General features: G+C 33.1%; 22 protein-coding genes. 18 read left to right on the top strand and 4 right to left on the bottom strand.

Features of this window, described 5'->3' with window-relative positions; all coding sequences use genetic code 11:
- The 8 genes from CIB95_RS07510 to CIB95_RS07545 all read left to right on the top strand — a co-directional run bounded on the left by CIB95_RS07510 (position 1) and on the right by CIB95_RS07545 (position 6,817).
- Positions 1–1,308, top strand: a complete 1,308-nt coding sequence (locus CIB95_RS07510; protein WP_094923863.1) for an amidohydrolase — start codon at positions 1–3, stop codon at positions 1,306–1,308.
- Positions 1,309–1,519: 211 nt separating this feature from the next.
- On the top strand, positions 1,520–1,690 hold the full coding sequence (locus CIB95_RS07515) for a YpmA family protein (protein ID WP_094923865.1): 171 nt from the start codon (positions 1,520–1,522) through the stop codon (positions 1,688–1,690).
- A 31-nt stretch (positions 1,691–1,721) separates the two neighbouring features.
- Positions 1,722–2,177 carry a cell wall elongation regulator TseB-like domain-containing protein gene (locus tag CIB95_RS07520; RefSeq protein ID WP_094923867.1) on the top strand — a complete coding sequence of 152 codons (456 nt, stop codon included), beginning with the start codon at positions 1,722–1,724 and terminating at the stop codon, positions 2,175–2,177.
- A gap of 22 nt (positions 2,178–2,199) precedes the next feature.
- Positions 2,200–3,381, top strand: a complete 1,182-nt coding sequence (locus CIB95_RS07525) for a pyridoxal phosphate-dependent aminotransferase (RefSeq protein WP_094923869.1) — start codon at positions 2,200–2,202, stop codon at positions 3,379–3,381.
- A 72-nt stretch (positions 3,382–3,453) separates the two neighbouring features.
- On the top strand, positions 3,454–4,746 hold the full coding sequence (gene asnS / locus CIB95_RS07530) for an asparagine--tRNA ligase (protein WP_094923871.1): 1,293 nt from the start codon (positions 3,454–3,456) through the stop codon (positions 4,744–4,746).
- A 92-nt stretch (positions 4,747–4,838) separates the two neighbouring features.
- On the top strand, positions 4,839–5,561 hold the full coding sequence (locus CIB95_RS07535; RefSeq protein ID WP_094923873.1) for a DnaD domain-containing protein: 723 nt from the start codon (positions 4,839–4,841) through the stop codon (positions 5,559–5,561).
- Positions 5,562–5,571: 10 nt separating this feature from the next.
- Positions 5,572–6,219, top strand: coding sequence for an endonuclease III (nth, locus tag CIB95_RS07540; protein ID WP_094923875.1), 648 nt, complete (start codon positions 5,572–5,574; stop codon positions 6,217–6,219).
- 73 nt (positions 6,220–6,292) lie between these two features.
- Positions 6,293–6,817 carry a YpoC family protein gene (locus CIB95_RS07545; protein ID WP_094923878.1) on the top strand — a complete coding sequence of 175 codons (525 nt, stop codon included), beginning with the start codon at positions 6,293–6,295 and terminating at the stop codon, positions 6,815–6,817.
- Positions 6,818–6,836: 19 nt separating this feature from the next.
- Here CIB95_RS07545 and CIB95_RS07550 read toward each other — a convergent pair whose 3' ends face one another.
- Both CIB95_RS07550 and recU read right to left on the bottom strand, forming a co-directional pair.
- Positions 6,837–9,299, bottom strand: coding sequence for a transglycosylase domain-containing protein (locus CIB95_RS07550; RefSeq protein WP_158217583.1), 2,463 nt, complete (start codon positions 9,297–9,299; stop codon positions 6,837–6,839).
- Positions 9,300–9,315: 16 nt separating this feature from the next.
- Positions 9,316–9,921: a Holliday junction resolvase RecU gene (recU, locus tag CIB95_RS07555; RefSeq protein ID WP_094923882.1), complete on the bottom strand. Its 606-nt coding sequence runs from the start codon at positions 9,919–9,921 to the stop codon at positions 9,316–9,318.
- 136 nt (positions 9,922–10,057) lie between these two features.
- Between recU and CIB95_RS07560 the strand changes: the two genes are divergently transcribed.
- The 4 genes from CIB95_RS07560 to CIB95_RS07575 all read left to right on the top strand — a co-directional run bounded on the left by CIB95_RS07560 (position 10,058) and on the right by CIB95_RS07575 (position 12,883).
- Positions 10,058–11,029, top strand: a complete 972-nt coding sequence (locus CIB95_RS07560; protein ID WP_233143959.1) for a DUF2515 family protein — start codon at positions 10,058–10,060, stop codon at positions 11,027–11,029.
- Positions 11,030–11,173: 144 nt separating this feature from the next.
- Positions 11,174–11,437 (top strand): hypothetical protein, encoded by a 264-nt coding sequence (locus CIB95_RS07565; protein ID WP_094923886.1) that lies wholly within the window; start codon positions 11,174–11,176, stop codon positions 11,435–11,437.
- 50 nt (positions 11,438–11,487) lie between these two features.
- Positions 11,488–11,871 carry a DUF1798 family protein gene (locus CIB95_RS07570; RefSeq protein ID WP_094923889.1) on the top strand — a complete coding sequence of 128 codons (384 nt, stop codon included), beginning with the start codon at positions 11,488–11,490 and terminating at the stop codon, positions 11,869–11,871.
- Between the two features lie 82 nt (positions 11,872–11,953).
- Complete coding sequence (locus CIB95_RS07575) at positions 11,954–12,883, top strand: DUF4349 domain-containing protein (protein WP_094923891.1); 930 nt, start codon at positions 11,954–11,956, stop codon at positions 12,881–12,883.
- A 3-nt stretch (positions 12,884–12,886) separates the two neighbouring features.
- Here the strand turns inward: CIB95_RS07575 and CIB95_RS07580 are convergent, their stop codons facing one another.
- Entirely contained in the window at positions 12,887–13,090 is a 204-nt protein-coding gene (locus tag CIB95_RS07580) for a hypothetical protein (RefSeq protein WP_094923893.1), read from the bottom strand.
- Between the two features lie 310 nt (positions 13,091–13,400).
- On the opposite strand from CIB95_RS07580, the gene CIB95_RS07585 reads away from it, so the two are divergent.
- Positions 13,401–13,619, top strand: coding sequence for a hypothetical protein (locus tag CIB95_RS07585; protein WP_094923896.1), 219 nt, complete (start codon positions 13,401–13,403; stop codon positions 13,617–13,619).
- 131 nt (positions 13,620–13,750) lie between these two features.
- Here CIB95_RS07585 and CIB95_RS07590 read toward each other — a convergent pair whose 3' ends face one another.
- On the bottom strand, positions 13,751–14,329 hold the full coding sequence (locus tag CIB95_RS07590) for a cell wall hydrolase (protein WP_094924215.1): 579 nt from the start codon (positions 14,327–14,329) through the stop codon (positions 13,751–13,753).
- 995 nt (positions 14,330–15,324) lie between these two features.
- On the opposite strand from CIB95_RS07590, the gene CIB95_RS07595 reads away from it, so the two are divergent.
- The 5 genes from CIB95_RS07595 (at position 15,325) to CIB95_RS07615 (ending at position 25,792) form a co-directional block, all read left to right on the top strand.
- Entirely contained in the window at positions 15,325–16,827 is a 1,503-nt protein-coding gene (locus CIB95_RS07595; RefSeq protein ID WP_094923898.1) for a DEAD/DEAH box helicase, read from the top strand.
- 178 nt (positions 16,828–17,005) lie between these two features.
- Complete coding sequence (locus CIB95_RS07600) at positions 17,006–18,739, top strand: sensor domain-containing phosphodiesterase (protein ID WP_094923900.1); 1,734 nt, start codon at positions 17,006–17,008, stop codon at positions 18,737–18,739.
- Positions 18,740–18,891: 152 nt separating this feature from the next.
- Complete coding sequence (locus tag CIB95_RS07605; protein WP_094923903.1) at positions 18,892–21,156, top strand: DEAD/DEAH box helicase; 2,265 nt, start codon at positions 18,892–18,894, stop codon at positions 21,154–21,156.
- A 92-nt stretch (positions 21,157–21,248) separates the two neighbouring features.
- Positions 21,249–22,208, top strand: a complete 960-nt coding sequence (locus CIB95_RS07610; protein WP_094923905.1) for an ABC transporter permease subunit — start codon at positions 21,249–21,251, stop codon at positions 22,206–22,208.
- A complete protein-coding gene (locus tag CIB95_RS07615) occupies positions 22,205–25,792 on the top strand; it encodes a M1 family aminopeptidase (protein ID WP_094923907.1) in 3,588 nt (1,195 codons plus the stop codon). Before CIB95_RS07610 ends, CIB95_RS07615 begins: the two co-directional genes overlap by 4 nt.
- The last annotated feature ends 14 nt before the right edge of the window (positions 25,793–25,806 follow it).

Genomic DNA, 25,806 nt, shown 5'->3' on the forward strand with positions numbered 1-25,806 from the left:
ATGGAAACGTTATATTACAATGGTAAAATCGTAACTGGGGAAAAAAATATTCAAGTCATTACAGACGGGGCTTTTATTGTCGATCAAGGTGTTATTACTAGGGTCGGCAATAGCTCCGATTTTTCAGTTGAACAAAAAGAAATAAACAGTATTAACTTAATGGGGAAATGGGTACTTCCAGGGTTAATAAATACGCATGGTCATGCAGGTATGTCAACTTTAAGAGGATATGCCGATGATATGAGTTTGCAAAATTGGTTACAAGAGAAAATATGGCCTATGGAAATGAAAATGGATGAAGAAACAATAAAGTGGAGCAGCGCTTTAGCTATGCTTGAGATGGCTAAATCTGGTACGACTACATTTTTAGATATGTATCATCCTTTTTATATGGATGTTGTTGGTTCTTTAGTAGAAGATTTTGGAATGCGAGCGACATTAATGAATGGCATGATCGGTCTCTGCTCTGAAGAAGAACAAAAAGGAAAACTAGAGTTAGCGAAACGTTTTATTGAAACATGGCAAGATGGTGCAGATGGCAGAATATCAACGATGCTAGCTCCTCATTCTTTATATACTTGTCCTCCTAAGTTTTTAGAAGCTATAGTAGATGCAGCTAATATGCTACATGTACCAATCCATACGCATATGTCTGAAACGGAAAAAGAAGTTCACGATTGCATTGCAACATATGGAAAACGACCAGCTTTTCATTTAGAAGAAATCGGTATGTTCTCCGTACCAACATTAATTGCTCACGGTGTTCACTTAAATAAAGATGAACTTGATATTCTTTATTATAATGACGTAGCAATTTCTCACAACCCTATTAGTAATTTAAAATTAGGTTCGGGTATTGCTGATATCACATCTTATATGAAAAGAGGTATTGTTGTATCTTTAGGAACAGATAGTGCTGCATCAAATAATAATCTAGATATGTTTGAAGAGATGAGAACTGGGTCATTATTACAAAAAGGACTCCATCAAGACCCGGAAGTACTACCAGTCGAAGATGCTTTTAAAATGGCAACTATTAATGGCGCTAAAGCTTTACGAAAAAGTAGGATTGGCACAATATCTACTGGTAAAAATGCCGATTTTATAACAATCGAAGCAAAAAACAAACCACATTTGCAACCAGAAGAGAATATGTTATCACACATTGTGAATTCGTTAAGTGGTAAAGACATATGTGATGTCTACGTTTCAGGAAATCCAATTGTAAAACAAGGAGCTTCCGTTACAATGGACGAAGAAAAAATTATTTATGAGGCAAACCGTGTATTTAAAAAATTATGTAGTTGAAACTTGCATAATCTTGAGGATGACTATGCAAGTCTCTAGTGTGTGGGTTGGAACAAAATTTTTATTTTTGATTTGAATCATTATCCCAAAATGCTACTTTTTATTGGTATAATAGTCTAGTGTAACGAATTTCTTTGTTACACTTCTTATCGTTAGTTTTGCTCATCATATCAATAATTATTTATAGCAATTTTTTGGAGGTAGAGGAAGTTTGAATAGCAAAATTGAAGTATTATCAACAGTGAAAGTAGACCGTTCAGCAGACCTTTATAAGATTGTCGACAGCCTGAACAGAACGCTGAAACATCAGGACTTAATGTTTGGATTAGCCCTTGATGAAAAAGACCCAAATAAAATGGTATTTACCATATACCGAACGTGAAGCTATGACCAAACGCAGGTGGATTATCTCATTGATAATACTAATTAGTATTATCCTTTCATTTCTGTTCGTCCTCTATTTTACTACGATGAGTCCCGATAGTAAGCTTTCTAAGCAGGCAATCGACAGAATATATGAAAACTCAAAAATTAAGAAAATCCTTGATGTAGAACATTATCACGGAGAAAAATCTTACCGTGTTATTGAAGCGGAAACAGCTAATCAAAGTGGTTATTTCTTTGTCCCTGATGAAACTAGTGAAGAGATAATTTTTGTAAATAAAGAAGAAGGCATTACAAGACAAAATGCTAAAGAAATTATTTTAAAAGAAAAAAAAGATATTGAAATACTTGATATACGGTTAGCAATCGATCGTAAAAAGCCACTATGGGAAATTGTTTTTAAAGAAAAAAATGGACAGAGAACATTTTTTTATATTACATATAAGTCTGGGGAATTTTACAAACGATTAACAATATCTAATTAATATATAACGGAGGTATTTCTAATTGAAACTTTCAAAAAGAGTTGCTACGCTAACACCTTCTAAAACATTAGCAATTACTGCAAAAGCGCAACAATTGCGCGAAGAAGGCAATGATGTTATCGGATTAGGAGCAGGTGAACCTGATTTTAATACACCTACGCATATTTTAGAAGCTGCAAAAAATGCGATGGATGAAGGCAAAACAAAATACACGCCAGCTGGTGGTGTACCAGCATTAAAAGAGAGTATTATTAGGAAATTTGCTACAGATCAACAATTAACATATGACAAAAACGAAGTTATTGTTTGTACAGGCGCAAAACATGCTTTATTTACGTTGTTTCAAGCACTATTGGATAAAGGGGATGAAGTTATAATCCCAACTCCATTTTGGGTAAGTTATCCTGAACAAGTTAAGCTTGCAGAAGGAAATCCTGTATATGTCGAAGGGCTAGAAACAAATCAGTTTAAAATAACAGCAGAACAACTAGAAAATGCAATAACACCTAAAACAAAAGCGGTTATTATTAATTCTCCATCAAATCCAACAGGAATGATTTATACAAAAGAAGAATTATCTGCATTAGGTGAAGTCTGTTTAAAGCATAATATATTGATCGTTTCAGATGAAATATACGAGAAACTTACTTATGGTGAAGAAAAACATGTATCTATTGCTGAAATTTCATCACAGTTAAAAGATCAAACGGTCATTATTAATGGTGTTTCTAAGTCGCATGCAATGACTGGCTGGAGAATAGGGTACGCCGCTGGAAATAAATCGATTATTAAAGCAATGACAAATTTAATAAGTCATAGCACGTCTAATCCTACTTCAGTTGCGCAATATGCAGCAATGGCAGCATACGATGGAACGCAACAACCTTTAGATGAAATGAACAAAGCTTTTGAACAAAGATTAAATACAGTTTATGAGCGAATAACGAAAATAGATGGGTTTACTTGCATTAAGCCTCAAGGTGCTTTCTACGTTTTTCCTAATGCAAAAAATGCTGCAAAACGAAAAGGTTATGATACAGTAGATGAATGGGTAGAAGCATTACTTGAAGAAGAAAAAGTTGCCTTAGTACCAGGTTCTGGCTTTGGAGCAGATGATTATGTTCGTTTATCTTATGCTACTTCATTAGATGTCTTAAATGAGGCATTGGACAGAATTGAACGTTTTATGTCTAATAATAATTAATTTATAAGTTGACGAAAAAAATTTTCCAACTGTATAATGAAAACTAATTTACAAAGATGGAGGTAATTAATCGTGAAAACTACAATTTCACAAGTACATAAATATGTGGACCAAGAAGTAACAATTGGTGCATGGATAGCAAACAAGCGATCAAGTGGAAAAATAGCATTTTTACAACTTCGTGACGGGACAGGCTTTATACAAGGCGTTATTGTCAAAGCAGAGGTGGAGGAGGAACTTTTCCAAAAGGCAAAAGGGCTTACTCAAGAAACTTCCGTTTATGTCACTGGAATCGTTCGTAAAGATGAAAGATCACCTTTAGGATTTGAATTAGGGGTTACGAACGTAGAAATAATCCATGAAGCTGTTGATTACCCGATCACACCTAAGAAACATGGCACAGACTTCCTAATGGATCATCGCCATCTTTGGTTGCGCTCAAAACGTCAACATTCTGTAATGAAGATTAGAAATGAAATTATTCGTGCTACATATGAGTTTTTCAATGAAAATGGTTTTGTGAAAGTAGATCCGCCAATTTTAACAGGTACATCTGCTGAAGGAACGACAGAGCTATTCCATACGAAATATTTTGATGAAGATGCTTACCTTTCTCAAAGTGGCCAGTTATATATGGAAGCGGCAGCAATGGCACTTGGAAAAGTATTTTCTTTTGGACCAACTTTCCGTGCGGAAAAATCAAAGACACGCCGTCATTTAATTGAATTTTGGATGATCGAGCCAGAAATGTCATTCGTTGAACATGAAGAAAATTTAGAAATTCAAGAGCAATATGTAAGTTACCTAGTTCAGTCAGTTCTTAAAAACTGTAAACTTGAATTAGAAACTTTAGGTCGAGATACATCAAAATTAGAAAAAATTCGAGCACCATTCCCAAGAATTACATATGATGATGCGATTAAGTTACTTCATGAACAAGGGTTTGATGATATTCAGTGGGGAGAAGACTTTGGTGCACCACATGAAACTGCAATTGCAGAAAGCTTTGATATGCCAGTATTTATTACACATTACCCAACGGAAATTAAGTCTTTCTATATGAAGCCAGATCCAACTCGTGCTGATGTGGTATTATGTGCTGATTTAATTGCTCCTGAAGGTTATGGAGAAATAATTGGTGGTTCTCAACGTATTGACGACCCTAAACTTATGAAAGAAAGATATGAAGCGCACAACTTAGATGCAGAAGCATACAAATGGTATTTAGATTTACGTGAGTATGGATCAGTACCGCATTCTGGTTTTGGTTTAGGTTTAGAACGTACGGTTGCTTGGATTGCTGGATTAGAGCATATTCGTGAGACAATTCCATTCCCACGCTTATTAAATCGTTTATATCCTTAAAAATTTGCCCCCTTTAAAAGGGGGTTTTTACATTTCTTTTACAGCGTTTTATATAGAAAACCATGCTATAATATGAAAGAGGTGTTAAACGTATGGAGAAAACAAGTTATATTAAGTGGATCACTAGTGGGAATGTATCTGTTCCGATGTTACTATTAGAAAATTATAAAAAGTTACAAATTAATGAATTAGAAACGATGTTATTAATTCATTTACATTCATATATAGAAAAAGGTAATTATTTCCCGACGCCTGAAGATATTGCTTCTAGGATGACGTGTACTGTAGAACAATGTTGTGACATTTTAAGAAAATTTATTCAAAGAGGCTTTATTTCGATAGAAGACCAAGTTGAACATATAAGTAATGTTCGAACAGAAAGTTACTCGCTCTTACCACTTTGGGAAAAGTTGTTTACATTACTTAATGAACAAGGGAAAGAAAAAGAACAGCAAACAAAAGTTAAACAAGAAGAAAGCCTTTATACAATTTTTGAGCGAGAGTTTGCAAGACCGCTTTCTCCAATGGAATGTGAAACTTTGTCTTTATGGATTGACCAAGATGGGCATACAACAGAATTAATTACTGCAGCTTTAAGGGAAGCAGTAATATCTGGGAAAATGAACATCCGTTATATTGATAGAATTTTATATGAATGGAAAAGAAATGGAATAAAAACTGTGGAACAAGCAAAAGAACATGGTAAGAAATTTCGCTCATACAATAAACAACCTGAAGTGAAGAGTACTGAAGATAATAATAAACCTAAAGAAAAATCGACCACGCCTTTTTATCATTGGTTAGAAAAGCCTTAGGAGAGAGACGATGTTAACAAGAAAAAATATACGATTTGCATTAGACACGATTGGTGATATGTTTCCTGATGCACATTGTGAACTAAATCACCGAAATCCATTTGAATTAGTCATTGCCGTGTTGCTTTCTGCCCAATGTACAGATGTACTAGTTAATAAAGTAACGAAAGACTTATTTGAGAAGTATAAAACGCCTGAAGATTTTTTAGCAGTATCTGAAGAGGAAATAGGGCAAGATATACGTTCAATCGGTTTGTGGAGAAATAAAGCAAAAAACATTCGAAAACTATGTGAAATTTTAATAAATGACTTCAATGGTGAAGTTCCACAAGATCGTGATACATTGACGCAACTTCCAGGTGTAGGCAGGAAAACAGCCAATGTTGTTGTAAGCGTAGCATTTGGAATTCCGGCTATTGCAGTTGACACGCATGTTGATCGAGTCAGTAAACGCTTAGCTATTTGTAGGTGGAAAGACTCCGTGCTTGAAGTTGAAAAAACATTGATGAGAAAAATTCCAGAAGATGAATGGGGAGTAACACATCATCGATTAATTTTTTTTGGTAGATACCATTGCAAAGCACAAAATCCGCAATGTCATCAGTGCCCATTACTAGAAATATGTCGCGAAGGAAAGAAGCGAATGAAACCCGCATAAGCTGGTAATGACTTTAAGGTGCTCGTTCAATCGAGTGCCTTTTTATCTTTCAAAGATAGGAGACATACATACGTTGGATAAAACCGTACAATTAGAAGTTAAAGATGATTTTTTAGTAAGCCCATTTTATAAAAAAAATGATTTGCTCCTTGTCCAACCTCAACGGTCTATGGAGGATCTTTTAGAATTTCCATTTATTATTGATATGTATTTTGAAATATTTTCGATCCAAGCACCATGGCTTTATAAACCATACATGTTAATGATATATGATAAATGGAAACGAGATGAGCAAGGAATTGCAAAGCTTTTCAAAAAGAGGAGGAGTCATGAATGTAGTGAGTTGATGAGAATTCATATTGCTGCTTTTATTGATTTTTTATTTTGGATAAATAAACAAAGAGTCGACTCATTAAAAAATCTTCCTGTAGACGTTAGTCAGTTACGTATAAAGCCTGTTAATTGTATGGAAAGACTAAACTATATTATTAATAAGCATAATCAGTTTCAATCATTTATTTTATTGCAACAACTATTTGATGAAGTTTTTAAAACCTATCAAATAGAAGAAGCAAAAAAAGATAACCCGCTTTATTAAAGGGGTTATCTTTTTTCTATTACAAATTAATATTTAGCAATGAAGTGCCAGTCTCATCGCTACCTTCATCTGTTTCATCGTCCGTAGTTTCATCGTCTTCTTGGCGTCCTTCTTCTTCGCCATCGTTACCATTATTATCAAATGGATCAGGTAATTGGAATAACGGTTTTTCAACAAGAATTTCAATAACGAAAGGAATAGATACATTCGACGGATAATTTCTATCCTTTGCAATTAAACGATAGCGGTAAATCGCACCATCAATAGGTTCTGTTAGTTCATATGTTAATGCTGTTGTATTTTCGAGAATTAATTGATATGGACCTTCATCGATCGATACGTGTAAATCAAAAACTACTTCATTTGTTTCTTCTTCCGTTTCATTTGTTTCGTGATTCCAATTTAAAATAATTTTATCATTCTCTTTATCATAAATGCCGTCCATCATTGGTTGCTCAACTTGCTTATATTTTTTTGAGATTTCCCTTGGCTCTGTGCCTTTAATATAAAGCTCACTAATAATCTCTTCTTTTGGTGTATAGTCACTAGGTAACAGGCCAGTCGATTTCTCGATATATACTTCAAGCACATTAGCAGGTTTTGTAAAATTAGCAGTTTCTTTATCTGCATGAACGTTTTCCATGACAGCTTTAAATAAATAAGCTGCAATTCGTTTACCTTCATTTGATATATGCTGTTCTTTAGTCGTTGAGTTATACCCAGTCCAAACTGCGGCTGTATAATTTGTTGTATAGCCTGCAAACCATGAATCTCTAGCCCCAAGTGGTTCATTCCATTCATCTGGTAAGTTTGTAGTACCCGTCTTTCCTGCTAAAGGAAGTCCTTGTACATTACCTCTGCTACCTGTACCACTTTTTACTACTGTTTTTAACATATCAGTGATCATATAAGCAGTTGCTTCTGACATAACCTTTTTCTCTTCTGGCTTTAAGTTAATGACTCTTCCGTCTGGAAATTCGATTTTTTCTACGCTATAAGGACTTGAATAATAGCCGCGATCTGCAAAACTACGATATGCACCAGCAATATCAATTGGAGTAGGACCGACAGTAAACCCACCAATCGCATACGATTCTAAGTATTTGTCGTTTGCAGGCATTCCAATCGATGTTGCGAATGTTTTTGCTCGTTCAGCACCTACTTCTTTGAAAGCTTTTACTGCTGGGACGTTTAGCGACAAACTTAATGCTTCACGAACGGTAACGTTTCCGCGGTATTTTTTATCCCAGTTATTAACTTTCTTACCTGTGCTATAAAAATATTCTTCATCATTTATTAATGTCCCAGTTGACCATTGTAAGTACTCTATAGCAGGGCCATAGTCTAATATCGGTTTGATGGTTGAACCAGGCTGACGTTGAATATTGGCAAAGTCGATCGTTGTATTATTTCTTCCACTTGTTAGTGCTCTTATTGCTCCTGTCTTTGAATCTAATAAGACTACAGCTGCTTGAAAATTTTCATCAGGATACGTAATTGTACCGTTTTCCATTAAGGATTCAACATGCTGTTGTGCTTTAATGTCTATTGTTGTATAAATCTTTAAGCCACCTTCATACAGGTTTAATGCTACTTGGTGCTTTTTAGCATAAGCATCAATCTCATTGATTACTTGGCGCATGAACTGGTGATATTGCTTTTTTTCTTCTGTCTCCATTATTAATGAATCTGTAACTGATTTTTCTTTTGCTTCGTTCGCTTCCTCTGCAGTAATAAATCCGTATTTTTCCATTTGAGAAAGGACGATATTTCTGCGTTTTTCTGCTTCCTCTGGATTAATAAATGGATTATAATAATTCGGTCTTTGAGGCATACCTGCTAACAGGGCAATTTCATGCAATTCTAATTCATTTAATTCTTTGCCGAAATAAGTTTTGGCAGCAGTCGCTACACCATAAGCACCTTCTGAAAAGTAAATTTTATTTAAATACATCGCTAATATTTCATCTTTTGAATAATTACGTTCTAAAAGAATAGCTAAATATTGCTCCTGTATTTTTCGTTTGAATTTCTTTTCATGAGAGAAGAAGGAATTCTTGATTACTTGCTGTGTTATCGTACTTGCTCCCTCAGAACCAATACCTCTAGTTACATTTGCAACTACTGCACCAAATATACGCTTAATATCAATTCCAATATGTTCTTTAAAACGAATATCTTCAACAGCAATAAAGGCATTTTGCATAAGTTCCGGTACATCAGAAATTGAAACTGTTTTTCTGTTCTCAACCCCAGATAATGCTTCGACTTCCTGACCGTTCATGTCATAGATTATTGATGACTGTGCGTCATTTAGAAGTTCCTTTTCTAAAGAGGGAGCATCTAAAATATATGAAATTACAATAATGGTTAAGATAAGAAAAATTGCAGAGCCTAGTAATGAGCTTCCTAAAAGAATTCGTTTAAATAAGCTTTTCTTTTGTTTTGCTCTTCTTGTTTTTCGTTGAGCATTTTTTGACATTTTGTGGTCAATCCTTTCAGTCATTCAAGTAATGTTCATCTATTATTTTTAAGTAATCAAGTAAAGGTTGGTAACCGAGCTTTATGACATGTCCAACTTCTTGTATAAATAGATAAGGGATCGACTTCCTTCCACCTTTATCCATTTCCTTCCAACATTTTATAATGTGCCTTGCATCAATGAAAAATACATCTCCTAAGCTCGAAAAGCGAATAATAACAAAACATATTCCTTGTTGTTTGATAACTTGGCTCATATGTTCAATTTGATGTGGATGAAAATTTTGCAATGGAATAGACGTTTTGTTTTTCGTTTCTTTTGCTTCAAAATCAATATACTTACCTTTATATACACCATTAAAGTCAGTAGTAGAAGGTTGCTTAAAATAAGCTTCGCGGACAACAGCAGCACTTCGACTAGGATAGTCAACTTTAACAATTTGGATTGGTGTTGGTTTTTTATGAATAACTGCAATGCCATTAGTTAAGTAATATTCATTTGTTTCGGAAACATCTTCTTCTAATGTCATCCCACGGTTAGAGTAAGAAACTTTTTTATTCGTTAGTTTTGACGTAGAGTCACTTTGTTTAAACGTCTTTCCATTTGGGTATTTAATGTTCATCTAATTTCCACCTTTTGTCCACAATTATATATTCGTACTATAGTATCATTTTTTAATCGTATCACAGCAAACTATTTTTCGACAATTTGATTTTTACTATTTTTATCTTCATAAATCGCTGAAAAAGGGTGGTTTTGTGAGTAAAGCTTTAACGAGACAGGAAGTTTCTTTAGTCGAACAAATAAAAGAACAGACAAAACAAGGTAATATTGATAATATTTCACGTACCGTATTTTATAAGAAATTTTATGAACGAAACCGAGAAATAAGGTGGGCATTTTTAGCAAGTATGGTATCTCGTAATGCTGGTTGGAATATGACGGATTTAGTAACAAATAGTTATCGGGAAATTTTGAATGAAGAAATCAGAAGTTTATTATTTTTAACTTACGAGCGAGCAAATTGGCTTATTTTCTCAGATGCCTATCCACAACTATTGATATATGAGCAATCAAAAAAGTTAGGAATTCCACTTTTTGATTTATTAACTCATTTCGGAGTATCAAAGTTTATGGTGAAGGAATGGAAACGATTTTGGACCAAGCACCATAGCGATCGACTAGTTATATCACAAATTATTAATGAACAGCATGTTATTGAAGGACCTGTATTAAATGATCCATTTTATAAAAAAAATGTATTTCAATCGCTTCCCTATAAGTTACAAGACATTCTCCATTTTAGTTCAGTGATATTTCCAACAATGAGTGGTAAGCTATATGGATTTTCAGTTCACCAATTTACGAAAGTAAAGGAAAGAGTCAAGGTAGGAAAATATTTGTATTGGTTACTATTTTACTCGAGGGAAAGTGAGTTGTTTAATCAGTTTTCTTTGCATACTGAACATACTGGGTCACGTAATGATTATGAAAAATACCGAGAGAAGCATATAAGAATAACTCCAGAATTACGTGGGACTTTTCCGATCATATCACATCATAAAAGCGCTTTGCCTGATTGGTATATTAGTACGTATGATGTTTTGCCATTCTATAAGAAGGTTTTTATTCCGAAAAAGTACGAGTTAACAAAGTGGCTCATCAAAAAGAACTTTGAATTGTCATTGTTAGCCACGGTGCAACATAAACTTACAAGAGGTGGAAATTAATGCACTGCAATATTGAAATAACGCTTCTTTTTGTTAGAAAGGCACTTCTTTTGCCGAATAGCTACTAGTTTTGTCAGTGTAAAAGGTAATACAGTTTCTTAAGCGAAATTACTATTAAGAAAACTGTAGGAGCGTGATTTTAAAATGATTGAGGCAAAACAACAAGTAGAAAATAAGTTGAATCAATTACTAAGGAAAATGACCGCTATAGAAAATACACTTGAAAGAAGAACGGATGAAGAAGCTACACAAATTATAAGGAGCTACGATGAAAATGTTATAGCACTTAATAACTCAATAATTCAAACGAAGCTAGCAATTGATTCTTTTGAAAATAGTTTGCGTTCAGAAAGAGATCATACTGGTCAAAAAAAAGTACTTCAATTTCAAAGCGGCTTTTCATATTAGCAATTATTCCTTTATAATTAGGTGACAGAATAGAAAGGAATAAATAAAACATGACAGATACAAAAATAAAGGAATTGAAATTAGTTACGTTAGAAATAGAACAATTAATTACCAAGATGGAAAACAACTATAACCAAGTTCACGAAAATGATAAAGTGTTCGACTTTTTTTCCGAGATAGAACCATTTGTAAATTCAACTGAATCTATAACAATGAAATGGCAAGCACTAGCATTAGATTGGATAAAGCATAATAATATTAAATACATTTACAAAGAACAAATTGATCAAACTTTTGAAAATATAAACATATTAGCCGTCATTCATTTTCAACTAGATACTAGGTATAAACGGTTTGTTGATTTAGTTGCATCTGTAAAATATATTATTGGAACTATGCGTGACCACCTTGCTTTGGATAAAAACGAGGCATAAAAATAATTATATTTTCAGAGGAAATGAAACATTATTATTCAACTTAGCGTTACATAGTAAATACGATTTTGGAGAGTTGAATATGAAAATGAGACCATTTTTATTTATGTTAGCTATAGTGTTATTTTTTATTTTAGCTGCTTGCTCTAATAGTGATGAGAGCTATAGTGATGATGGTATGGAAAGCCCAGCTTCTGATATGCCTAATCGTTACGATGGTGAAGCTGAAGAAGGAGATTATAGCTACGACAGTGGAGATACACCTGAAGAAGGAAAATATAATTACGATGAAGATCGAATGCAACCGGAAAGAAAAGTAGTCAATGAAGGTTATATGACAATTGAAACAAAAGAATTGTCAAAAACAAAAAATAATATTGAGTTACTTGTAAGTCAATTAGGTGGATATGTCATACAATCATCGATTTATGATTACGGTGAGGAGAATAGAACATCTCAACTTATCGTTCGAGTTCCTTCAAAGGACTTTCAACATTTTTTAGTGAAAGTGGAAGAATTCAGTGGGAAAGTTATAGAAAGAACAGTTCGTGGACATGATGTAACGGAAGAGTATACCGATTTAGAATCACGGCTGAAAGCGAAGGAAATTGTTGAAAAGCGATTACTTACCTTCTTAGATGGTGCAAACAAAACAGAAGATTTACTTAGAATTTCAAATGACTTAGCGCGTGTTCAACAAGAAATTGAACAAATAAAAGGGCGCATTAATTATTTGAAAAACCATGTTGATTATGCAACAGTAACAATTCATATCAATGAGAAAAAAGTAATTGTACCTGAAATAACGAAAGACGACCTTAACATCTTGGAAAGATCCCAAAAAGCTTTTATTAATAGTGTCAATGCAATTATTAACTTTGCTTCTATTGTTGTAGTTGGCCTAATTGGATTTGCTCCTTATTTATTATTATTTGTACTACCGTTTAGCTACATTTTAGTAAAGGTTTTGAAAAGGTTAAAGCAAAATAAGAAAAATAATAATGATGTTTAATACTCATAGTGCTAAAGGTGAGATAGTAAAATAAGTTAGAAATCCACCGAAAATTAACAATAAAAGAGCACTTATACCAGTTATAATTTTACGAGGTTTTGTCCAACCGTTAAATGGCATAATAAATAATATATTTAATAGAATATATAATGCTAAGAAATCGACAAATAACAATGTTAGTATTGTCCTACTTTCCATTAATAACAAAGAACTCACCCTTTTTATAGATAATAAAGCCCTTAAATGGGCTTTATTATATTGTTTTATCGTTTGGAATTTTTTTCGCGATCATTATTTACTTGTGCTATTTTAGGTTTGTTTTCATTATTTTTCCGTTTATGATTGTAAGATTTTCCTCTAGCCATATAATCAACCCCTCACTACTATCTTGCACAAAAATTATTGGTTTATCATAAGCTAATATTGGGCTATTTTCCAATATGTAGTTTTACAGTAGATATCTATTTAACATAAAAAGAATGTTTTTGACTAATGATATGAATAAGAGGTGAAAGGAATGAATAAGGATAAGTCCTTCTTAAGAGATACATTTATTAGCGAAGAAAAAGACGTCATTAAAGATACAGCATTAAATCCACAATTCTCAATGGCTGAACAACCATTTACAACTACAGAAATGTACACTGGGAATTCAATAAATGAACATACTGATATGGAAGAAGCTAATCTAGAAATAGCAAAAAGTGAAATTGGTCAAAATATAGAAAATTCTTAAGTGTTGAATTATGAAACTCGCCACATGGCGAGTATTATTTTTGCGCTAATAAGGAATTGCTAAGCTAGGATAAAATAGTAATGACAGTGCTTTTTTTATAACAAAAAAAAGAGCCTATTAGGCCCTTTTAGTTATTTTGCAAAAACGTGGTTCCCAATTTGTATTGTTACTTGGCGAGAAAGAATCCAATCACTTTTAGCAGTTACTGGATTATAAAAATATATTGATCCTTGTCCTTGACCGCGGAATGCTAATGCTTCTTCAACTGCTTTATAAGAATCAGCATCTGCTGCTTTATTAATTTGACCATTTTGCACTGGTGAAAATGCATAATACCCACCAGGAGAAACTTCGTAAATTACTTCTTTTATAGTATCTGGGAATAGGTCGCTATCTACACGATTTAAGACAACAGTTGCTACAGCAACTTTTCCTGCAAACGGTTCTCCAACAGCTTCTGCTCGAACTAATCGTGCTAATAATTCTTTTTCTTCATTTGTAATTGTAGCAGGTATAATTAATGACTGACCAGGATAAATTAAATTGTCGTATTTATTATTCGCTTGTCGTAAAGCATTTAAAGAAATACCAAAGTGTTTACTGATTGCCCATAATGAATCACCTTGTTTTACTTCATAGTTTGCACCAGCAAATGTATTTAAAGGATTTATCACTAAAGTTGCTACGACAACAATTAATAAATGTTTCATTACTTTTTGCATGGATGAATCCTCCTTTTAATTGATTCGATTTTTGCTACACGTAAAGCATAGCAAGTATTTATTCATTTTATCATTAGGGAAAAAATGGTTTAATCTTCTTGTAACATAGAATTTAAGCAATTTCAGTGTTATACAGTATTCTTTACACTATTATTACAGACGTCATTTGACATTTATATAAAAATCAGATAAGATAAGTTTGTTGATTAGCTAGTTAAACGATTGCAAGAAAAGATAAGTCGTAGCTTCAATTGAGATGTAGAAGTGCATCATAAATCTACATTTCATAGATGCATACGACTGTTTTTTTTGTCATCATTGTAGCTATTTATATAGTTCAATCATGTAATACTCATGAATCCAATAAGTAAATAATTAAATATAGGATAAGGTTTTGATGTGGGATTAGAATTATAATGTAGATGTGTTAATACATGTTTACTTACTAAAATTCTCCACACTTTACGAAAGTTGAAAACCCTTTTGCATAAAAGTTAGCCCCTTTATATGTAAAATCACCTTAAATAAATGGTCGATGGAATTCTACTATTACTCTCACATTTTGAAAAACTTCCTTCCTTAACTATTCCCTGTATAGAAAAGATAAATTTTATTTATTAATACATTAAGCTATCTTTGGATTGGATTAATTTACATCTAATTCACACTGGCACGGTCTAGGAACCGTAAGGATGAAAGAGAGGTAGGGCTTTCATTGTTTTAGTTACAACATGCTTTCCTAAAGAAAGCTTAAATCATTATTAAAGATGTTTTCATGAGTGTAATGTTCTTAATTAATTAAATAAATAAATGACCTTTGGCTAGAGTTAGCTAAATTAAAGGGTCTACATGATCGGACAAACAAATTAATCTTCTTTTTATGAGTGAAACCGTAACAATATGCGAATTATAAATAATACGAATTTATGGATCACTATAAAGAAGATATAAAAAATTATAATTATGATAGGAGAATTATCGGTTTGAAAAAATTTTCAGATTTTAATTTAAGTAAAGAGTTAGAAAAAGCAATTACAGCAATGGGGTTTGAGGAAGCAACACCAATTCAAGCAGAGTCTATTCCGATCGCTTTTACAGGGAAAGACTTAATTGGTCAAGCGCAAACAGGAACAGGGAAAACTACTGCGTTTGGTATTCCATTATTAGAAAATGTTGATATGAGCAATAATGGCATCCAAGGAATTGTAATTGCTCCAACTCGTGAACTTGCAGTTCAGGTTGCCGAAGAATTAAACAAAATTGGAAGTGTAAAAGGAGTATTTACATTACCAATCTATGGTGGACAAGAAATTAGTCGTCAAATTCGTTCTCTTAAAAAGAGACCACAAATTATTGCAGCTACTCCTGGCCGCTTAATCGACCATATCCGTAGAAAAACAATCAAATTAGATAATATTAATACTGTAGTCCTTGATGAAGCGGATGAAATGTTAAACATGGGCTTTATCGAAGATATCGAAGCAATTTTAGCTGAGATAACTTCTGATAGTCATCAAACATTATTATTCTCTGCAACAATGCCACCAAGAATTAGATCTTTAGCTGAACGCTTTATGGATAATCCTGAGTATGTAAAAGTTAAAGCGAAAGAAATGACAGTTAAAAATATCGATCAAACGTATATCGAAGTGCGTGAAAATCAAAAGTTCGATGTATTAAATCGTCTTTTAGATATCCAATCACCAGAATTAGCAATCGTATTTGGACGTACAAAAAAGCGTGTAGATGAATTAGTTGAAGGGCTTAAAAAACGTGGTTATTCTGCTGAGGGAATTCACGGTGATTTATCGCAAGCCAAGCGTGATCAAGTTATCCGTCAATTTAAAGAGCAAATGGTTGATATCATGGTAGCGACAGATGTTGCAGCACGTGGTTTGGATATTAGCGGAGTATCACACGTATACAACTTTGACATTCCTCAAGACCCTGAAAGTTATGTTCACCGTATCGGAAGAACAGGACGTGCAGGTAAAAAAGGTCTTGCTGTAACATTAGTAACACCAAGAGAAGTAAATCACTTAAAATCAATCGAGCAATTAACGAAAAAGAAAATGGTTAAAGAACCAATTCCTAGCTATGAAGATGTTATTGCAGGACATAAGCAAGAAGCAATCAATAGCTTAACGAAAATTGTCGAAGAAAATAGCTATTCTGAATACAAAGGTATTGCTGAAACGTTATTAAATGATGTAGACTCAATTGATTTAGTAGCAGCAGCCCTAAAATTATTAACGAAAGAACCTGATCAAACACCTGTAAAACTTACAGACATCGCTCCACTTCGCTCTAAAGGTCCACGTAACGATCGTGGTGGTAGCAGAGGAAGAAATGACCGTCGTCGCCCGGGTGGAAGAAATGATCGCGGTGGAAGAAGCGGCGGAGATCGTGATCGAAATAGAGGCGAACGTAGCCGTAATGATCGTAGTCGTAATGATAGAGCTAGAAAAAGCAAAACAAGTAAATAATAAAAAAATCCCCTGTCTAGGGGATTTTTTTTTGATAAAATGACAACAATTATTATTTTGTGAAAATATAATTATTAAGAAAATTACCAATTAAATATCTTTGTTTTTGATAAACATAGGGTGGTATATTTATTACTAATAAATTTCACTTGGAAAGTGTAAAGGAGATTAAAATGATATGCCACTCTTTCAAAAGAATCATTTATATTTTATGCCTGAAGCAGAAAAGATACTAGAGCATTTAGGATCTCTAATAAAAGCTAATACAATTTTCCTTGCAAGCAATGATTTAAAAACAAATAAAATAATAAAAGTGCTTAATAAAGCCGAAATACTTGTTCAAGAAGGATCTATTCCATTTCAAGATTCCTACTGTTCAACTGTAGTTAATAATGAAACAAGCGCAACAGTTATAAAGGATACTGCACTACATTTAAAGACAAAGAACATGCCACCAACAAAAACAATTGGACCTAGTTGTTTTGTAGGTTTTCCTATCAAGTTAAGAAATGGAGAATTGTTTGGAACTCTTTGTGCTATGGATCGTAACCTCATATTTACTAAAGAAGAATTAGACTTAATTGTTACAGTTGCCAAATTTCTCGGTTATTTAATTGATTTAGAACGAGATATGTATGTAGATCAAGTAACGGGATTAAACACAAAGAGATTCTTGGAAATGTATTTTGAGGCGCTCCCAGCCAAAAACAAAAAAAACATCTCTATCTTTTTAATAAATATAGACCGTTTTAAGTTTGTAAATACAACTGAAGCAGTTGGTGATCACTTATTATCTGCCATCGCAGAACGACTAAACAATATTAGTAACAATAAAGGGTTAGTTATCCGATTGTATGGAGATGAATTTTTAATTGTTCATTTTGGATTAACAACTAATCATGAGCGTAGTCTGTACGCTGAACAGTTACTAGAAACAATAGCTAAACCAATTCAAATGAAATACCAAACCCTTAATTTATCAGCTAGAATTGGCATCAGTTCGTATAATGGTGATGAAAAAACAAATCTGGATACTGTAATTCAACAAGCCACATTTGCAATGGATGAAATTACTGGTAAACGAAGTAAACGATATCTTTTGTGTACTGAGAATATCATCCTTAAGAAAGAGCGTCACATGTGGATAGAAGCTAATTTGATTAATGAATTAGAAGAAAATAAGTTTGAGATGTATTACCAACCTCAATTTGGATTAGAGTCAAACAATATTACGGGATTCGAATCTTTAATTCGTTGGAATACAGAAAAGTATGGTTTCATTTCTCCAGCTGAGTTTATTCCAATTGCAGAGTCTACGGGACATATTATTCCGTTAGGAAACTGGATCTTTAGTACAGTGTGCAAACAAATGTCAGAATGGAACAAGTTATATGGGACTAATTATTCTATTGCAATTAACATATCACCTGCACAGCTTAATCATTATGGTCAGTATGTAGATATGCTTGATGATATATTAATAAAATATGGTATTCTGCCAGAGCAATTACATTTTGAAATAACGGAAACGTCATTCCTTCATTTATCAGATCAAATCGTACCTTTATTAGAGAAAATAAAAAATAAAGGTATTCATATTGCTTTAGACGATTTTGGAACGGGGTATTCATCTGTCTTATATTTACGTGATTTACCAATTAATATAATAAAAATTGATCGTGTGTTTGTAAAAGAACTAACTATAAATGAAAGAGACAAAAAAATTATTAAAACACTTATTGAACTAGCTAGGTCTCTTCGAATACAAGTTGTTGCTGAAGGAATAGAGGATGAGGTTACACTACACCATCTTAAATCGCTTGGATGCCATAGTGCTCAAGGATACCTTTTAGGAAAACCAATGGAGTCGGTTGCAGCTGAGAAACTATTAACTGAAAACCTAAAAAATTAAACGATTGTTTAATTTTTTTAGAGATTTACAAATTATTGTTGACTATTTAAGCAAATTAAAGCTTAGCGCTGCTAGGCTTTTTTTACTTGTTACACGAACGTTTATTCGGTAAACTTAAACTAGATACAATACCTACTGGTGGAGGTCTTCCAATGAAAAGAAAACAAACGTTAGAAGAAATTATTACGGAAATGAAAAATGATAATAAATTAAATAGAAATATAGTCCGCTGGCAAACACTTGACTCTAAACCTGCGAAATTCAAACCTTTTCCAAGTGAAATAAATGATACACTGCGAAGAGCATTAGAAAATAGAGGAATATCATCATTGTATAGCCATCAAACGGAAGCGTTAGAATTAGCGATAGAGAAGAAGAACTTTGTTGCCGTTACTCCTACTGCATCTGGAAAAACGCTTTGTTATAACCTCCCTGTACTGCAGGAAGTGATGGAAAACATGGAAAGTAGGGCACTTTATATCTTCCCAACTAAAGCATTGGCTCAAGATCAAAAAAGTGAACTAAACGAAATCATAGCTGAAATGGGTGTACCAATAAATAGTTATACATATGATGGTGACACACCAGCAAACATTAGACAAAAAGTTAGAAAGGCCGGTCATATCGTAATTACAAATCCAGATATGTTACATTCTGCTGTCCTGCCTCATCATACGAAATGGGTATCGCTTTTTGAGAACTTAAAATATGTGGTTATCGATGAATTACATACATATCGAGGAGTGTTTGGAAGTCATGTTGCAAATGTAATCCGCCGCTTAAAGAGAATTTGTAATTTTTACGGAAGTAACCCAAAATTTATTTGTACATCTGCAACGATTGCAAACCCTAAAGAACTTGCAGAACATTTAACGGGTACTAAAATGAAACTAATTGACCAAAATGGTGCCCCTTCAGGAAAGAAGCATTTTGTTTTCTATAACCCGCCAGTAGTAAACGAACCGTTAAATATTCGTCGTAGTGCAACGTTGGAAGTGAAAAATATAGCAAATACATTGTTAGCTAATGATGTTCAAACGATAGTGTTTGCTAGAAGTCGAGTTAGAGTAGAAATACTATTAAATTACTTACAACAGTCCGTGAAAAACGAGTTAGGGCCTAAATCGATTAGAGGATACCGTGGTGGATACTTACCAAAGCAAAGAAGAGAGATTGAAGCTGGGTTAAGGTCAGGAGAAATTAAAGGAGTAGTAAGTACGAATGCGTTAGAATTAGGTGTAGATATCGGACAACTACAAGCTTGTATTATGACCGGTTATCCTGGATCGATTGCTAGTACTTGGCAGCAAGCAGGGCGGGCTGGTAGAAGGCAAGATGAAGCCTTAATAATCTTAGTAGCAAGTTCTTCGCCACTAGACCAATATATTATTCAACATCCTGAGTATTTTCTTAATCGGCCACCAGAAACAGCTAGAATTAACCCAGACAATATCATTATTTTAGTTGATCATGTTAAATGCGCAGCATTTGAGTTGCCTTTTTCTGAAGGAGAAACATTCGACGGACAAGATATAGAAGAGGTGCTCGAGTTTCTCGCAGAGGAACAAATACTACACAAGCAATCTAGTAAGTGGTTCTGGATGAATGATTCATTTCCAGCACATAACATTAGTTTAAGATCTGCTTCCCAAGAAAATGTTGTAATCATCGACCAATCAATAACAGGAAATCATCAAGTAATTGGTGAAATGGACCGATTCAGCGCAATGACTCTACTACATGATGAAGCAATTTATTTACATCAAGGTGTTCAATATCAGGTTGAGTTATTAGATTGGGAAGAAAAAAAGGCATTCGTTAGAGAAGTTGCTGTTGATTATTTTACTGATGCAAATCTTGCTGTTCAGTTAAAAGTTTTGGATGAAGAACTTAAGGTACAAATGGGTAACTTCACAAATAGTTTTGGTGAAGTATCTGTACATGCAATGGCAACAATTTTTAAGAAAATTAAATTTGAAACACATGAAAATATTGGCTCTGGTCCAATTCACCTACCAGAAGAAGAAATGCATACAAATGCATGTTGGATTTCATTTGATAGTGATAATATTTCGTCAGCATCCAATGAGCAAATTGAAAGAGGTTTAGTTGGAATAGCTAATGTTCTTCGTCATGTTGCACCATTATTTATTATGTGTGATACAAATGACCTTTATGTTGTACCACAAATGAAAGCAATTCATTCCAATCAACCTACTATTTTCTTATATGATCGATATCCAGGCGGTGTTGGCCTTAGTGAGAATGTACATAAACAAATTAAAGAAATCTTGCACCAAGTTGAATCCGTTATGAAAAACTGTCCATGCCAAAAAGGGTGTCCTTCATGCACTGAACTTGGGAATAAAGGCGATGCAAAAAAACTGTTAGGACATATAAGTTCAGTTGCTAACTAATCTTTTATTTAACCAAGGGAACTTTTTATCTAATTACTCGTCATTACTATGAAGGGTTAATTAGATAAAAGGTTTTTGTAGGGGGGATACTTTTGTATTTGAAAGTTTTTAAAAATAGTATTGGATTTTTATTAACAATCCTTGGATTTTTTATGATTGGATCAATGCCATACTTATTTTTCCGGATGGATGCATTACGTGAAATAATCGTTATGCTAGATACGGGACAATTACGTAACACACTGTTTATTTATGAAAAAATGGATATTTATGTAAGTGAATACATTTTACATATGGTTGAAACTGTAAAAGATATTGTAAATATTACTGAATATAAATACTACTCCTATGGAAACTACTATTCTTTGTTCCCGCAATTTTGGGACGACTATAAATATTCGATGACTATTTTAGGTACTTCTCTGTTATTAGGGTTATCATTTTCTATTCTTTTCACGCTCTTCTTAATGTTACTTCCAACTCAATTCCGGAATATGATCTCAAAATTTATGTATATATTTGAATCATTTCCAGATATTTTAATCATTTTGTTATTACAATATTGTTTTATCCTTATCTATCAAAAAACGAACATATTAGTATTTGATATTTATTCCTTTGGTGACAAACAACCATATGCCTTGCCGATTTTTTGTTTATCTATTTTTCCTACTATATTTATGTCAAGATACTTACTCCAAGTGTTTCAAGAAGAAGATAATAGACATTATGTAGAACTTGCTAAAGGGAAAGGATTAAAAAGAAGTAGGATATTACTTGTACATGTTTTAAGAAATTGTTTAATTACACTGTTAGGGCAAGGGAGAGTTTTTTTCTGGCTCGCTTTGTCGAACCTATTAATTATGGAAATTATTTTTATGATGAATGGCTTTTTAAATTTTATGTTAATTAATGGTCCAAAAAACCCTGAGCTTATTACATTTGGTTTAATCATGATATATATACCTTTCTACCTCTTTTTTGCTTTATTGAAATTTACAACTTCTTATTTTAATAGAGAAGGTGTAGAAGGAGGTTTAAGTTCGTCATGAAAAAAATTTTAATACATCCCCTTTCATTAATAGGACTGTTATTTTTATCTTTCATGCTTATTGCAAGTTTCTTATATACCCTTGTATTTGCAGATATTGTACCTGAAACTGTCAGGTGGTCATTTGATGAAAAAGGAAATTTTACACAAGCACCTTATTCTCCGTCCTCCGAATATTGGTTAGGAACAGATAAACATGGAAAAGACATGCTATATAAAATTATTGATGGTGCAAAGTATACAATTGGCTTTGGATTAGTAATTAGTTTTGCTCGCTTACTGATTGCAACCGTCGTAGCATTTTTTTTACGATTACTTCCTAAATGGATAAGGAAGATGGTTATTAGAATTACTGATTCGTTTTTTTATTCCCCATTTGTAATTATTGCTTACTTAATGCTATCACCTGTTTTAATTGTTTATTCATGGAGTTTTGGGTCATTAACTAAGTTTTTAATGACGCTAGCAGTTATTACATTGTTAGCGGTACCAACACTAGCTGTATTTATATCTTCCGAAATTGAACAAATCTATCAAAAAGAGTTTGTTATTAATGCTAGTACACTTGGTGGTGGGAAGTTTCATATTTTCATCAAACACGTATTACCTATATTAAAACCTAGGTTATTTATTTTATATATTCAGCAAATGGTTAATGTATTAATGATCTTTGCCCACTTGGCTTTTTTAGAAGTTTTTATAGGTGGAGCAGATTATATTACAGAGGATGTATCTTTCGAAGGAGAAAAAATTCTTACGAAAGTCTCAAGTAGTAATGAATGGGCTGGATTAATAGGAGATTCGACTGATTATATGATCGCTTATCCATGGATTGTCTTTGCACCAGTATTGGCATTTTCGTTAACCATCTTAGCTCTAAACTTTATTATCGATGGTTTGAAAAGTGAAAGAACATTGCTTAAGCGAAAGCCGAAGTTAGTAGCAAGTAAAGTAATGAAGTTTGACGTAACTTCTCAAGATGCGTTTTCATTTGTATCTACTGAGAAATTGCAATTGCCTATTGTTAAAGAAACTAAGCGATGGGAAATGTTTAAGCCTTCATGGGTAACTTTCTTTGGTTTTGTTAGCATACTAGTTTTCACAAGTATTACAGGGTATTTGTTTTACGATATGAAGCAAAAGTCTAGTGCCCAAGCTGTTAATAATCAAAAGAAAGAAAATGAGGAAAATAAAGAGGATGAATTACCTAAATTAGTTGTACATCCGAGTTTAGCTAACTTTTATCCGACTGAGCTTAACTCTGATAGTAATGCAAGTTATGAGTTGTCCTTAAAGCTAACAGATGACTTTATGTTCAACGTTAATGCGAAAGTAAAGGTAACAAATAATTCTGCTGATTCATGGGATAATCTTTCATTCTATTTTATTCCTAATGCTTTCACTAAAGAAAGTCATGAAAAATTTATGATGAATGGAAGTAAAAAAACGCCAATTGAACTTGGTACGTTTGCAAATGTTGATATGAAACAAATTTCGGTTAATGGAAGAAAGACATCGTTTAACTTAGAATACGATCGATTGATTGTTCCATTAGCAACGCAGCTTAATAACGGTGAAACTGTAGAAGTGGACTTTTCTTATACGTTTACTATACCAGAAAATGGCGTGCGATTTTCTCAATATGAAGGAAATTTCGAACTTGCGCAATGGTACCCGATGTTAGCAACTTATAATGCTGGGTGGAACATCAATGAATATTCAACGTTAGCTGAGTCCTATCATACGTCGCATAGCAACTTTAAAGTAGACTTTGAGATACCTGAGCATTATTTTGCTGCAACCACCTCAGAAACCGATGCTGAACTTGATGATCACAGAAAAACATTAGAAGCAAAAAATGTGAAGGAGTTTTTCCTTACAATTCGGAAGAAGGAAGATCATATCATCCAAACAATTAGCTTCCAAGGCATTGAGATAAGGTTAATAGCACATAAGAAATATGAAAATTCAATGGATACTTTGTTAGAAACCTCTTTTGAAGCAATGCGCTATTTCCATACAAAAATAGGTGAGTATCCACATAAACAATTAGATATCATTTTAAATGACGGAAAATATGTCTCTGGTATGGAATATCCCGGTATTGTAACAGTTAATGTTAATCAAGCACATAACCGAAATACTAATTTAATCAAGCATACAATCGTCCATGAAATTGCTCACCAATGGTTTTATGGCGTTATTAACAATGATCCTTATCATCATAGTTGGATAGACGAAGGAATGACGACATTAGCCACAAACCTATTCTTCTATGACTTTAAAGATCGTGGTCTTGAAAAGACGTTTGGATTATTGAAGGAGAACTATTATAATACGAGTTCGCCTTTCAAACATTCAAATCAACCTATTATTGGATTTAAAAATGCTAACGTATTTGCGCCTTTATATGCAAAGCCAGCATTAGAATATTGGAATCTTTTTTATGAAAAATATGAAGGGGCTAAAACTGCATTGGAATTTTTAGCAGCTTATTATGATAAGTATGCTTATAACCAAGTCGATACTGAGGAAATGATGAGATTTACGGATTATTTTATGAATGGTGATAGCAACTACCTATTTATAAAATGGATTGAACATAATCATTACCATGATTTTGATAAAATTGAAAAAGTAATAAAAAATGAAATGAAGGAATATCTTCTTGCTCTTGAGCAGGGTGACTTAGCATTATTTAAAAAATTTCAAAATGAAAAAAATGATCTTTTTTATCAACAACAAATTAGTTGGTATGAAAAGTTACGAGCCGACGTTGAAAGTGGAAATAAATTTTCAGCGCAAGTAACTGATATTGAGCTCCAAACCATATATAATGGTCATATAGTATTTACATTTTCTATTGATAATAATACTACTCATGTGCCTTTTTCTATCGTGAAAGGCAAAGATAATTGGCTTCTAAATGATTATCCATTCGCTTCAATGGAATGGGGCGACAAAATCGATGTATTTTATCCAAATGGAAAAACACATGAAGCTTTGATTTATCGAAGATATGTAATGAAGTTTGTACCGATGTTAACTGAAACTTTAGGTGATAATGATAATTACGTTCTGAAACTATACGAAAATGAGAAAATCCAATCATTTTTCACTTATGGTGCGCCAATATTAGGTGAAATGAAACATGTAATGTCTAATAATGAAGAAAGAGCAAAAGAAATTGTTCTCACTTCATTAATTACCATGAAGGTCGATCTGCTTTCAAATTCACCTGAATTAAAAATGATAAAGTCAGCTCTAACTGCATTTTATTTAGAAAGCTTAATTGAGGATAATGACAGTTATCGACTTAGCTTTTATAATGGAAAATCATTATATATGGATAGAATGAATGAACTTAGTCAAAGCGGTACCACGATTGAAGAATGGTTAGAAAACGAAGTTGGCATGTTAGTGCTAGTTGACTTTTTACTGAAAAATAATCAGTTACAACCGTTTCTAAAGGCCATACCTTCTGATTCTGATATTTCTGAGTTAAATAAGTACATTTCTGCCTTAACCCATATAGGAGGAGCAAAAAACTTTGAATCCTATGTGATAAAACATCTTAATAATTAGAAAGTTGGATAGAA

The sequence above is a fragment of the Lottiidibacillus patelloidae genome, from assembly GCF_002262935.1.
GTDB classification, from domain to species: Bacteria; Bacillota; Bacilli; order Bacillales; family SA5d-4; genus Lottiidibacillus; species Lottiidibacillus patelloidae.